This window comes from Bradyrhizobium sp. Pa8, from assembly GCF_052588265.1.
This window is the reverse complement of record NZ_CP176767.1, coordinates 3,477,405-3,489,600: the sequence shown is the minus strand read 5'-3', so window position 1 is coordinate 3,489,600 and position 12,196 is coordinate 3,477,405. Positions and strand designations below refer to the sequence as shown.

At 66.6% G+C, this 12,196-nt stretch carries 11 protein-coding genes; all 11 read left to right on the top strand.

Translation table 11 applies throughout. The features are described from left to right. Window positions 1–50: 50 nt before the first annotated feature. Window positions 51–878: a helix-turn-helix domain-containing protein gene (locus ACKWRH_RS15585; protein ID WP_445221272.1), complete on the top strand. Its 828-nt coding sequence runs from the start codon at window positions 51–53 to the stop codon at window positions 876–878. Window positions 879–1,117: 239 nt separating this feature from the next. Next, window positions 1,118–2,128 carry a branched-chain amino acid ABC transporter permease gene (locus ACKWRH_RS15580; protein WP_445221271.1) on the top strand — a complete coding sequence of 337 codons (1,011 nt, stop codon included), beginning with the start codon at window positions 1,118–1,120 and terminating at the stop codon, window positions 2,126–2,128. Between the two features lies 1 nt (window position 2,129). Continuing rightward, window positions 2,130–3,239 (top strand): branched-chain amino acid ABC transporter permease, encoded by a 1,110-nt coding sequence (locus ACKWRH_RS15575; RefSeq protein ID WP_445221270.1) that lies wholly within the window; start codon window positions 2,130–2,132, stop codon window positions 3,237–3,239. Next, window positions 3,232–4,014 carry an ABC transporter ATP-binding protein gene (locus ACKWRH_RS15570; protein ID WP_014496422.1) on the top strand — a complete coding sequence of 261 codons (783 nt, stop codon included), beginning with the start codon at window positions 3,232–3,234 and terminating at the stop codon, window positions 4,012–4,014. Before ACKWRH_RS15575 ends, ACKWRH_RS15570 begins: the two co-directional genes overlap by 8 nt. Next, on the top strand, window positions 4,007–6,220 hold the full coding sequence (locus tag ACKWRH_RS15565; RefSeq protein WP_445221269.1) for an ABC transporter permease: 2,214 nt from the start codon (window positions 4,007–4,009) through the stop codon (window positions 6,218–6,220). The genes ACKWRH_RS15570 and ACKWRH_RS15565 overlap by 8 nt, the downstream gene beginning before the upstream one ends. Before the next feature lie 3 nt (window positions 6,221–6,223). After that, window positions 6,224–7,057: a phosphoenolpyruvate hydrolase family protein gene (locus ACKWRH_RS15560; RefSeq protein WP_445221268.1), complete on the top strand. Its 834-nt coding sequence runs from the start codon at window positions 6,224–6,226 to the stop codon at window positions 7,055–7,057. Window positions 7,058–7,082: 25 nt separating this feature from the next. Beyond that, the gene (locus tag ACKWRH_RS15555) at window positions 7,083–9,995 is read left to right on the top strand and encodes a flotillin domain-containing protein (RefSeq protein ID WP_445221267.1); all 2,913 of its coding nucleotides are present in this window, start codon (window positions 7,083–7,085) and stop codon (window positions 9,993–9,995) included. A 9-nt stretch (window positions 9,996–10,004) separates the two neighbouring features. Next, window positions 10,005–10,442, top strand: coding sequence for an SRPBCC family protein (locus ACKWRH_RS15550; protein ID WP_445221266.1), 438 nt, complete (start codon window positions 10,005–10,007; stop codon window positions 10,440–10,442). A gap of 5 nt (window positions 10,443–10,447) precedes the next feature. Then, a complete protein-coding gene (locus ACKWRH_RS15545; RefSeq protein WP_063986523.1) occupies window positions 10,448–10,891 on the top strand; it encodes an SRPBCC family protein in 444 nt (147 codons plus the stop codon). A gap of 2 nt (window positions 10,892–10,893) precedes the next feature. Further along, on the top strand, window positions 10,894–11,712 hold the full coding sequence (locus ACKWRH_RS15540) for an FAD binding domain-containing protein (RefSeq protein WP_445221265.1): 819 nt from the start codon (window positions 10,894–10,896) through the stop codon (window positions 11,710–11,712). Window positions 11,713–11,718: 6 nt separating this feature from the next. Beyond that, window positions 11,719–12,195: a (2Fe-2S)-binding protein gene (locus ACKWRH_RS15535; protein WP_445221264.1), complete on the top strand. Its 477-nt coding sequence runs from the start codon at window positions 11,719–11,721 to the stop codon at window positions 12,193–12,195. Window position 12,196 lies beyond the last annotated feature (1 nt).

Sequence of the window (12,196 nt, the reverse complement as noted above, 5' to 3'; positions counted from 1 at the left end):
CCGGTTGTTGAACGCTGACTGAAAAGAAAAGAACATTCGGGAGGGAAGGCATGAGCCGGGCGCTTGCCGTCTTTCACGGCCGGTTCGGTCGCGCGACGGTCTATCAGTTGAATCGCCCTTTCAACGTGCACGCACATCGCGAAGGTCATCTGATCTTCCATGTTGGCGGCCTGTCCGCATGCATCGACGTCTGTGACGGGCACTACGACCTTACGGAAAGCTCCATCGTTGCGGTCAATCCCTGGGAGCCTCACAATTTCCTGCCGTCCGATCTCGACGGTGGCGCGATCTTCTTCGTGCTCTACGTCAATCCGGAGTGGTTCGCGCCCGATGCGCCCGGCGCCGACCGCCTGCGTTTCGGCCGCACCCAGTTCAAGCGCACGGTCGCACTCGACAAGCACATCAGACGAACCGCCGCGCTTGTGTGCGGCGCACCGTCACTCTCCAGCCTCGATGCCGAACTGCGGCGGCTGATCGACATCTGCTACGACGAAAGTTGGCAGCAGGCCGAGATCGCGCGCGACGCGCGCGCGGCCGGCGCCGTCACCGACTTCCGCGTGCGCAAATGCATCAAGCTGATGTCCGAAAGTCCGGGCGCCGAAATGGAGCTCGACACGATCGCGCGCGAATCCGGCCTGTCGCGCCCGCATTTCTACCGACTATTCCGCACCCAGACCGGCGTCACGCCGCATCTCTACCTCAACACCCTGATCATGGAACAGGCGCTGGAAGCCCTCGTCGCCGGCGAAGCACCGATCGCCGACATCGGCTTCGACCTCGGCTTCTCCTCGCAAAGCGGCTTCACACGCTTCTTCACCGCCAATGTCGGGATGGCGCCGACCGATTACCGCCGCGCCGCCAAGGTTTTGCGGGCCTGACCGCGCGCGAAAAGATACTGACGATCAAACGCTCCCCTTGTGCCCTCGCTAAGATGGTCGGAACGCGATCCCGAAAAGAGGATCGCAAGTCCGGGAGGACGCACGTCCATGGCGAGGTACGCAGCCTACGCAAGGCTGTTCGACCAGCGTTCAAAACATGAGGCAGGGCAAGGTCGACGCGGCCTGATCGCTCCCTCTTCCCGCTTGCCGGGGCGCGAGGCCGGGATGAGGCAGTTGACATGACGCGCTTCGTCGAACGTCATCCGGCCTGGGCCCTGATCGTGATCATCGCGATCGCGCTTGCACTGTGGCTGACCTTGGCGGTGTGGCCGCCCGGACTTGAAGAGGCGATCGGCCGCAAGCGGGTCTTCCTGAACGCCGTGTTCAACGGCATCACGCTCGGCGGCCTCTACTTCCTGGTCGCCAGCGGTTTCACGCTGATCTTCGGCCTGATGCGCAACGTCAACCTCGCGCACGGCTCGCTGTATTTGTTCGGCGGCTATGTCGGCTACGCCATCAGCGCCTCGACCGGCTCCTGGCTCCTCAGCTTCATCGCCGCCTTCATCCTGACGGCGCTGGTCGGCGTCCTGCTTCAGCTCATCGTCTTCCGCCGCATGGAGGGCCAGGACTTGCGGCAGACCATGGTGACGATCGGGCTCTCGATCGTCTTCGCCGACCTGATGCTGTGGGCTTGCGGCGGCGACTTCTATCAGATCCAGACGCCGAACTGGCTGATCGGCCCTATCGAGCTGCCGCTGATCACTGCGGTGAAATCCTCGGGCGAGCCGGTCTATCTCCGCTATCCCCTGGTCCGGCTGGTGATCTTCGCCGCCTCCGTCGTGATCGGCCTGGCGATGTGGCTCGCGCTCAACCGCACACGCATCGGCATGATCATCCGCGCCGGCGTCGACGATCGCGACATCCTTGCCGCGACCGGAGTGCGGATCCAGCTCGTCTTCGTGCTGGTCTTTGCGCTCGGTGCCGGGCTTGCCGGCATCGCCGGCGTCGTCGGCGGCACCTTCCAGTCTCTCTCGCCCGGCGAAGACATCCGCTTCCTGCTTGCCTCGCTCGTCGTCGTCATCGTCGGCGGCATGGGCTCGATCCCCGGTGCCGCGCTCGGCGCGCTGATCATCGGCCTCGCCGAACAGCTCGGTTCGGTCTACATCCCGACCTACGCCATCGTCGTGACCTTCCTGATCATGGTGCTGGTACTGGCAGTCCGGCCGCAAGGCCTGGTGGCGAGGCGCTGAGATGTCGCTCGCCCACGACGCCCGCGTCACCGTTCGTCCCGCCGCAGCCGCGCAGCGCCCCGCGTTGCGCGGATGGCCGGAGATCAACAATCCTGCAGCCTGGATTGTCGCGGCCATTCTCCTGATCATGCCGCTGATCGCCAACGGCTTCTTCCTGATCGAGATCTTTGCGACCACGCTGATCCTCGGAATCATGGCGCTGAGCCTGATGTTCCTCGCCGGCTACGGCGGCATGGTCAGCCTGATGCAGCTCACCATCGCAGGCTTCTCCGCCTATATGGTCGCGGTGTTCGGCGTCAGCGGCAACGCCAATATCAGCCTGGGTTGGCCGTGGTGGCTTGCAGTCCCGATGGCGCTCGCGCTCGCGACCCTGTTCGGCACGCTTGGCGGCGCGCTGGCGGTGCGCACCGAGGGCATCTACACCATCATGATCACGCTCGCGATCGGCGCGGCCTTCTATTATTTCACCAACCAGAACTGGGCGATCTTCAACGGCCATACCGGCATCAACACTGTTGCAACGCCGCATTTCTGGGGCGTCAACTGGCGCGCCGACATTCCCTTCTATTACATCGTGCTCGCGGTTGCTGCGCTGTGCTACTTCGCCGTTGAATACATCTCCCGCGCACCGTTCGGCCTGGCGCTGCAAGGTGTGCGTGACAATCCCCGCCGCATGGCGGCGCTCGGCTTCAACGTCAATGCGCACCGCGTCGCCGCCTACGCCTTCGCGTCCTTTGTCGCGGCGCTGGCCGGCGTGCTTCAGGTCTGGAACTACCGGCAGATCTCGCCCGGATCCGTCAGCGTCGGCGCCTGCATCGATATCCTCATCATCGCCGTCGTCGGCGGCATCACGCGTCCCATCGGTCCCTTCATCGGCGCGCTGATCTTCGTGCTGCTACGCACCTTCGCGCTCGACTTCCTGGTCAAGCTCGGGCTCGACGGCAACCGCTTCCGGCTGCTGATCGGCCTCGGTTTCCTCGCCATCGTCTTCTGGTCCTCGGACGGCGTGATCGGGCTCTGGCAGAGCTGGCGACAGCGCCAGCGATCCGGCGCGGCCCGTTCAAGCGGACGTCACGGCCGAGGATCTGGTCAAGGATCCGGTCATGGATAGCGTCGCGCAACGCCTCTCAGCCGTCGGCGCCGGCGCGGCGCTGGAGCTTCGCGGCGTGACGCGCCTGTTCGGCGCGCTGGCCGCGCTCACCGACGTCACCATTACAGTGCGCCCCGGCGAGCGGCGCGCCGTGCTCGGCTCGAATGGTGCCGGAAAAACCACCCTGTTCAACTGCATCACCGGCGATTTCCCGCCCTCCTCCGGCACCATCCGTTTCTTCGGCGAGGACGTCACCCACTTCCCGCCCTACGAGCGCATCCGCCGCGGCCTGCGCCGGACCTACCAGATCTCCGCGCTCTTTCCCGGTCTCACCGTCCAGGACAACGTCTACCTCGCCTGCCGCGGCGTCTCGCGCGGCCGCTTCTCGTTCCTGCGCCCCGGACAGAACGACGCGCTGATGAGCGCGGCCGACAATCTCGTGCAGGCTGTCCATCTCACGGGCGTGAAGGACCAGCGCGTCGCCGAGCTTGCGCATGGCCAGCAGCGCCAGCTCGAGATCGCACTCGCGCTCGCCGGCGCGCCGCGCTTCGTGTTGTTCGACGAGCCGGCCGCGGGCCTGTCTCCGACCGAGCGTGCCGAGCTGGTGGAGATACTGACCTCGCTGCCGGCGCATATCGGCTACATCATCATCGAGCACGACATGGACGTCGCCCTGCGCGTCGTTGAGAGCGTCACGATGATGCACAACGGGCGCATCTTCAAGGAAGGCCTGCCGCAGGAGATCCAGTCCGATCCCGAGGTGCAGGAGCTTTACCTCGGAGGTGGCCATGAGTGAGGCCCGCCGCTCCGCCGCCGCGCTCGAGGTCCGCGGCCTCGACGTCTACTACGGGCATTCGCATGCGCTGCAGGGCGTGGACCTGACGCTCGAAGCCGGCGTATTCTCGGTGGTCGGTCGCAACGGCATGGGCAAGACCACGCTGTGTAAGGCGATCATGGGGCTGGTCCCGGTCAGCGGCGGCTCGATCCGCGTCCGCGGCGACGACATCACCCGGCGGCCGCCCGCCCACATAGCCCGGCTCGGCGTCGGCTACGTGCCGCAGGGCCGGAGGCTGTGGCGCTCGCTCAGCGTCGACGAGCATCTTCAGCTTGCAGCGGGCCTGCGGCGCGGGGCGTGGACGGTCGAGCGCATCTACGAGACCTTTCCGCGATTGGCCGAGCGCAAGGATCATGGCGGCGGCCAGCTCTCCGGCGGCGAGCAGCAGATGCTGGCGATCTCCCGCGCGCTGCTCACCAATCCGCAGCTCCTGATCATGGACGAGCCGACCGAGGGGCTTGCGCCCGTCATCGTCGCCCAGGTCGAGGAGATGCTGGTACGGCTTGGCGAGGACGGCGACATGTCCGTGCTCGTGATCGAGCAGAACATCGGTGTGGCCACGGCCGTCTCGCGCAACGTCGCGATCATGGTCAACGGCCGCATCAACCGCATTATCGATTCCGTGCGCCTTGCCGCGGACCGGGAGTTGCAGCAGCGCCTGCTCGGCGTCGGCCTCCACGCCGAGCTCGCGCCCGCCATCGACATGCCGACGGCAGGCACCGGGGCGAAGGCCGCGCCCCAGCCGTCCCGTCAGGGCAGCCCCATCCGCGTCTACATCTCCAACCCGACGCCGCCCACCCGATGGTCACAGCCGGTCCCGATCGCCCGCATCGAGGCCGCTGCCCGCACGCTCTCGACACCGGTGGCGCGTCTCGACGAGACCGCCCGGCGCCGGCGCGAGCCGGTCGCGGCGCAAACGCAGGGACCCCCGGTCGTGCTCGTCGTCGGCACGCTCGACACCAAGGGCACGGAGCTTCGCTTCATCCGCGACATCATCGCCGGGAGCGGACTGCGCACACGACTGGTCGATGTCTCCACCAGCGGCCGGCACGCAACCAGCGACGTCTCCGCCCAGGAGATCGCCTTGAACCATGGGCGTGGCGGATCGGCGGTGTTCGGACCCGACCGCGGCGCCGCCGTCACCGCGATGGCCGAGGCCTTCGCCAGTTGGCTGCGTCGCCAGAGCAATATTGCCGGCGTCATTTCGGCGGGCGGTTCGGGCGCAGCGTCACTGGTCGCGCCGGGGATGCGGACTCTTCCGGTTGGGGTGCCCAAGCTGATCATCTCCTCCGTCGCCTCCGGCGACGTCGGGCCCTATGTCGGCCCCGCCGACATTACCATGATGCATTCGGTCACCGACGTGCAGGGCCTCAACTCGATCTCGCGTGCCGTGCTCGCCAATGGCGCCCATGCGCTGGCCGGCATGGTCAGGGCGCGCCTCGATCAGCACGCGCGGAAGGATCACGGCGACGGCGGATTGCCGTCGGTCGGCATCACCATGTTCGGCGTCACCACGCCGGCGGTGCAGAAGATCGCGGCCGATCTGCGCGAGGATTTCGAGTGCCTCGTCTTCCACGCCACCGGCGTCGGCGGCCGCTCAATGGAGAAACTCGTCGATTCCGGGCAGATCGCCGGCGTCATCGATCTCACCACCACGGAAATCTGCGATCTCCTGATGGGTGGCGTATTCCCGGCGACCGACGACCGCTTCGGTGCGATCATCCGCAGCCGCCTACCCTATGTCGGCTCGGTGGGCGCGCTCGACATGGTGAATTTCGGCGCCCCGGACACCATTCCAGAGCGCTACCGCGGCCGCAAATTCCACGTCCACAACCCGCAGGTCACCCTGATGCGGACCACCGCGGACGAAAACGAACGCATGGGCCGGTGGATCGCCGATCGGCTCAACCAGATGGACGGCCCGGTGCGCTTCTTCCTGCCCGAGGGCGGCGTCTCCGCGCTCGACGCGCGGGGACAGCCGTTCTGGGAGCCCGATGCCGATGCAGCGCTGTTCCGTGCGCTGGAGCGGAACGTGCGGCAGACCGCCAACCGTCAGCTCATCCGCGTCCCCAAGAACATCAACGATCCCGAGTTCGCCTCCACCATTGTCAGCGCGTTCCGGACCTTGTTCGGCCGCACCGGGGCGCGCCGGAGACTAGCGAGGTGACCGATGGCCCGGTTTGAACGCGCAGAACTGTTGAAACGCTTCCGCGACATGGCAAAGCGCGGCGAGCCCATCATCGGCGGCGGCGCCGGCACCGGCCTGTCGGCCAAGTGCGAGGAAGCCGGTGGCGTCGATCTCATCGTCATCTACAATTCCGGCCGTTATCGCATGGCCGGCCGCGGCTCGCTTGCGGGATTGATGGCTTATGGCGACGCCAACGCCATCGTGCTGGAGATGGCCGGCGAAGTGCTGCCCGTCGTGACCAAAACGCCAGTGCTAGCTGGCGTCAATGGCACCGATCCGTTCCGCGACATGGACGCTTTCCTGGACCAGTTGAAGGCGCTCGGTTTCGCCGGCGTGCAGAACTTTCCGACCGTCGGCCTGATCGACGGAGTGTTCCGCGCCAATCTCGAAGAGACCGGTATGTCCTACGCGCTCGAGATCGACATGATCGCCAGGGCGCGCGAGAAGGACCTGCTGACGACGCCTTACGTCTTTACCGAGAAGGAAGCCGCCGCGATGGCGATCGCGGGCGCGGATATCATCGTCTGTCACCTCGGCCTCACGACCGGGGGCACCATCGGCGCGCAGACTGCGCCCAAGCTCAAGGATTGCCCCGCGCGCATCGACACCTGGGCCTCCGCCGCGCTCAGCGTCAATCCGGACATTCTGGTGCTCGCCCATGGCGGACCGATCGCCGATCCGGACGACGCCGATTTTATCATGAAGAACACCCGCTATTGCCACGGCTTTTACGGCGCCTCCTCGATGGAGCGGCTGCCGGTCGAGCGGGCGCTGACGGATCAGGTACGCAAATTCAAGGCGATCGGCGCGCGATAACGCCGGAAGGTCGAGGGAGGAAAATATGTCAGGGACTCTGGTCGGTGAATTGATCCTCTGGCTGATCGTCGCCATCGTGGTGATCGTGGTTGGCGTCTACATCGTGAACTGGCTCTACCATCGCTCGTCCAAGGAGACCTCATTCGTCCGGACCGGCCTGCTTGGTGAGCGCGTCGTGATCAACGGCGGCGCCTTCGTGCTGCCCTTCATCCACGACTACACACCCGTCAACATGAACGTGCAGCCGATGGGCATCGTGCGCTCCCGGCAGGACGCCGTGATCACCCGTGACCGCATGCGCGTCGACATCGAGGCCGACTTCTATGTCCGCGTTCAGGCCACCCGCGAAGCCGTGTCCATCGCCGCCGCCACGCTCGGCCGCCGCACCATGGAGCCCGAGCAGCTCCACGCCCTCCTCGCCGGTAAATTCATCTCCGCGATCCGTTCGATTGCCTCGGAGATGACCCTGGAGCAGATGCACGAGCAACGCGGCGAGTATGTGGCCCGCGTCAAGGCGAACGCGGCTGAGGCCCTCGCTCAGAACGGACTCGAGCTGGAGTCCGTCGCGATCACCGATCTCGACCAGACCGATCTCGAATTCTTCAATCCTTCGAACCGCTTCGACGCCGAAGGTCTGACACGCCTGATGGAGGACATCGAGGCCAAGCGCAAGCTGCGCAACGACATCGAGCAGGATTCGATGATCAAGATCCGCTCCCGGAATCTGGAGGCCGAGCGACAGGCCCTTGAGATCGAGCGCGAAAGCGAGACGGCTCGCCTCGAGCAGGAGCGTGACATCGAGATGCGCCGCGCCCTGCAACGCACCGAGGTCGCGCGTGAGCGGGCCCTCCGCGAGACCGAAGCCGAGCAAGCGCAGATTTCCGCGCGGGAGACCATCGAGAAGGCACGCATCGCCAACGACCAGGCGATCGCGGAAGCCCGCATCGCGTCCGAGCGCGAGACCCGCCAGCGGGAGATCGAGCGCGCCCGCACCATCGAAGAGAAGGAACTGCTCGCCCGCGAGGAGGTCGAGAAGACCCGGATCGCCAACCAGCGCTCGATCGACACCAGCCGCATCGCCTCCGAGCGCGAGGTGCGCCAGCGCGAAATCGAGCGGATGCGTACGATCGAGGAAGCCGAGATCGCCGCCCGCGAGGCGATCGAGAAAGCGCGTATCCAGCAGGACCGGGTGGTGACCGACGCCCGTATTGCCAATGAAGAAGAGACACGGCGCCGCGAGATCGAGCGGACCCGCGCCGTGGACGAGGCCGAGATCGCCGCCCGCGAAGCGACCGAAAAGGCCCGCATCGCCCAGACCATGATTGTCAATGTCGAGCGCATCGCGTCAGACGAGCGCACCCGCGCGCTTGAGATCCAGCAGGTGCGCACGATCCAGGAAGCCGAGATCGAGGCCCAGCGCGCGGTCGAGGCCGCGCGCATCGCTCGCGAGCGGACGCTTTCCGCAGAGCGCATCGCCGCTGAGCAGAATACGCGGCAATTGGAGATCGAACGTAACCAGGCACTCGATGTCGCCGGCATCAGCGCGCGCGAAGCCACCGAAGCCTCCCGCATCGCCCAGGAGGAGCGAGTTCGTTCGCTCGAGATCGCCCGCAACCGCGCCGTCGAGGAAGCCGACATCGCCTCCCGCGAGGCGATCGAGGCCGCGCGCATCGCGCAGGAGAAGGCCATCGCGGCCGAGCGGATCCAGGCCGACAGGGAGACCAAGGCGCTGGAGATCGAGCGCACCGCCGCAGTCGAGGCGGCCGACCTCAAGCGGCGCGACGCGATCGAGCGCCAGCGCATCGGCGTCGATCTCGCGCTGGAGTCCGAGCGGATCAATTCGTCCAAGAAGCGCGAAGTGCTCAATATCGAGCAGAAGAAGGCGATCGAGATCGCGGACGAGGACCGCGTCATCGCGCTCTCCACCAAGCGTTCCGAACGCATCGACGCCGACCGTCAGGTCAAGCAGGCCGAGATCGTCGCACGCAAGGACGTCGAGACCACCGACGTCTCACGCGAGCAGGCGCTGGAGGCGGCGCGGATCGAACGCCGCCGCTCGATCGAGCAGCTCGAGGTCGCCCGCGTCCAGTCGCTGCAGGAAGCCGAGATCGCCGCGCGCGAAGAGGTCGAGCGTGCCCGCATTTCGTCGGATCGCGGCCTGGATGAAGCCCGCATCGGCCGCGAGCGCGAGCTGCGCAAGCTCGAAGTCAACCGCGAGAAGGAGGTCGAGACCGTTCTGATGGAGAAGGCGATCGCGATCCACCTGAAGTCGCTGGAGGAGTCCGCAGCCAGGGCCTCGGCCGAGGAAGCGCGGATGCATGCGACGGAGGCCACCGAGCGCGTCATCACCGCGCGCGAAAACGAGATCGCAAGGCGTCGCAAGAGCGTGGAAATCGTGATCGCCGAGAAGCAGGCCGAGGAGACCCGGATTGCCGCCGAGGCCGAGCGCGTGCGCGCGGCCGTCGAGGCCGAGGCGCAGCGGCTGCTCAACGAGGCCGAGAACGTGCTGACCGACCAGGCTCGCTACTCGCTGTTCCGCAGGAAGCTGCTCGACCGGATCGAAGGCATCGTGCGCGAGAGCGTCAAGCCGATGGAGAAGATCGAGGGCATCCGCATCCTCCAGGTCGACGGCCTCAACGGCAACGGCCATGGCGGCAATGGCGGCCGCAGCGCCACCGACGAGGTGATCGACTCGGCGCTGCGCTACCGCGTCCAGGCGCCGCTGATCGATTCGCTTCTGGCGGATATCGGCGTCGAGGGCGGCAGCCTCGCCAAGATGCCGGGCCTGATCCGCGAGGCGCGCGACATGCAAGGCATCAAGGAGTCCGCCCGCAAGGGCGGCGGTGGAGGCGGAGGCGGCGAGAAGCCGGCTGCAGCTCCCTCGCCCTCGACCGAGGGCGAACCGCCCGCGGAGCGCAGCCCCCGGAAGAAGAGCTGAGGTCGCATCATGGCCCGCGTCTATGTCTCAACCGTCGTCAATGCGCGCAACGATCGCGTCTGGGCACGGGTGCGCGACTTCAACGGCATGCCGAACTGGCATCCCGCGATCGCGGAAAGCCGCATCGAGGGCGGCGAGCCCTCGGACAAGATCGGCTGTGTCAGGGATTTTCGCCTGCGCAACGGCGACCGCATCCGCGAGAAGTTGCTCGGCCTGTCCGACTACGACATGTTCTGCACCTATTCGATCCTGGAATCCCCCATGGGCGTGGAGAACTACGTCGCGACCCTGCGGCTGACGCCGGTCACCGACGGGGACCAGACCTTCATGGAGTGGACCGCCGAGTTCGACTGCGTACCCGAACGGGAAGCGGAGCTCGTCGGCAATATCGGCGGCGGCGTATTCCAGGGCGGCTTCGACGCCCTCAAGCGCCAGTTCGGGGGGTGAACTCCGTGCCGCATATCGTCAAGAGCACGATCCTGGATGCGCCCACCGATGCGGTGTGGGATGTGCTGCGCGACTTCAATGGACACGATCGCTGGCATCCGGCGGTCGCGACCTCCACGATCGAGCGCGCGCACTCCCCTGACAAAATCGGTTGTGTCAGGCGCTTCAAGCTGCAGGACGGATCGGAGCTGCGCGAGCAATTGCTGGCGCTCTCCGATCTCGAGCAGACCTTCAGCTACTGCCTGCTCGATACGCCGGTGCCGATGTTCAACTACGTGGCGCACGTCCGCCTGCTGCCGGTGACCGACGGCGATCGCACCTTCTGGCACTGGGAGTCGCGCTTCAGCACCAGGCCGGAGGACCGCGATCGCATCGTCCACATGGTCGCGGAAGACATCTACCAAGCCGGCTTCGAGGCGATCCGCCGGCACCTGAAGGAGGCGGCATAGCAATGGCCGTGACAGTCAAGACTTTTGCCAGCACTAGCGAAGCGGCCGGCGCGCTGTCGGCAGATCGCGGCGCACGCTATCTCGGCGGCGGCACGCTGGTGATGCGGGCGCTGAACGAGGGTGACGTCTCCGTCTCGACCGTCATCCGCGCCAGCGACCAAGCCCTGACCCGGATCGACGCGTCGGGCCCGCGCGTGACGCTCGGGGCCGGCATCACCTTCGCAAAAATCCTCGCCGAGCGCGACCTCGGCTTCCTGCACGCCCCTGCCCGCTCGATCGGCGGACCTGCGGTGCGCAACATGGGCACGGTCGGGGGCAACCTGTTCGCGCCAAGTCCTTATGGCGACTTCGCGGTGGCGCTGCTTGCGCTCGATGCGACCGTCGCCGTGCAGGGCGGCTTTGGCACGCGCGACATCGCCATCGAAGAGTTCTTGCAGTCGCGCGAGCGGCAGGCCGGCACGCTGGTGCTCTCGGTGTCCTGCGCACGGCCGGTGAGCGCGGACGCCTTCCGCTACCACAAGGTCGCCCGTATCAAGCCAAAGGGCGGCTCCGTCATTACGCTCGCAGCCCATCTGCCGATCAGCGGCGGCCGGATCGCCGGGGCACGGATCGCGCTGGGCTCGATGGCGCCGACCCAGATTCGGGCACGCGCCGCCGAGCGTGTGCTCGAGGGACGCCCGCTGGATGCCGCGACCATCGGGGCCGCGGCGTCAGCCGTCACCGAGGGCACCTCACCCTTCGACAACGCGCTCGGCAGCGCCTGGTATCGCCGCGAGATCGCCGGCGTACATCTGCGCCGTCTCCTCTCGGGTCAGGAATAGCTCGTCATGGCCAAGACCGCCCTGCAATTTTGTCATAACGGCCGCGACGTCGCGATCTTCGTCGATGGCGGCACCAATCTGCTGGTCGCTCTGCGCGAACTGATCGGCGATATGACGCCGAAATTCGGCTGCGGCCAGGGCGGCTGTGGCACCTGCAGTGTGCTGATCGACGGCGAGTTGCACCTGTCATGCCTGACGCTGGCGGAAACCGTCGCCGGCCGGTCGGTCGAGACGCTCGACGGTCTCAAGCAGGGCCCGAACCTGCATCCGCTCCAGCGCGCCTTCGCCGACAATTTTGCCGCCCAATGCGGCTATTGCACGCCGGGCATGCTGATGGCCGCAAAGGCGCTGCTCGATCGCAATCCGCAGCCTAGCCGCGCCGAGGTCGTCGAGGCGATCTCCGGCAACATCTGCCGCTGCACCGGCTACGAACCCATCATCGATGCCATCCTTGCCGCTTCGGGCGGCCGGGCCAGCGCCTAAA

Excerpts from the sequence above, each read along its gene's own strand:
- ACKWRH_RS15585 (WP_445221272.1), top strand. The coding sequence starts at position 51 with ATGAGCCGGGCGCTTGCCGTCTTTCACGGCCGGTTCGGTCGCGCGACG.
- ACKWRH_RS15580 (WP_445221271.1), top strand. The coding sequence starts at position 1,118 with ATGACGCGCTTCGTCGAACGTCATCCGGCCTGGGCCCTGATCGTGATC.
- ACKWRH_RS15575 (WP_445221270.1), top strand. The coding sequence starts at position 2,130 with ATGTCGCTCGCCCACGACGCCCGCGTCACCGTTCGTCCCGCCGCAGCC.
- ACKWRH_RS15570 (WP_014496422.1), top strand. The coding sequence starts at position 3,232 with ATGGATAGCGTCGCGCAACGCCTCTCAGCCGTCGGCGCCGGCGCGGCG.
- ACKWRH_RS15565 (WP_445221269.1), top strand. The coding sequence starts at position 4,007 with ATGAGTGAGGCCCGCCGCTCCGCCGCCGCGCTCGAGGTCCGCGGCCTC.
- ACKWRH_RS15560 (WP_445221268.1), top strand. The coding sequence starts at position 6,224 with ATGGCCCGGTTTGAACGCGCAGAACTGTTGAAACGCTTCCGCGACATG.
- ACKWRH_RS15555 (WP_445221267.1), top strand. The coding sequence starts at position 7,083 with ATGTCAGGGACTCTGGTCGGTGAATTGATCCTCTGGCTGATCGTCGCC.
- ACKWRH_RS15550 (WP_445221266.1), top strand. The coding sequence starts at position 10,005 with ATGGCCCGCGTCTATGTCTCAACCGTCGTCAATGCGCGCAACGATCGC.
- ACKWRH_RS15540 (WP_445221265.1), top strand. The coding sequence starts at position 10,894 with ATGGCCGTGACAGTCAAGACTTTTGCCAGCACTAGCGAAGCGGCCGGC.
- ACKWRH_RS15535 (WP_445221264.1), top strand. The coding sequence starts at position 11,719 with ATGGCCAAGACCGCCCTGCAATTTTGTCATAACGGCCGCGACGTCGCG.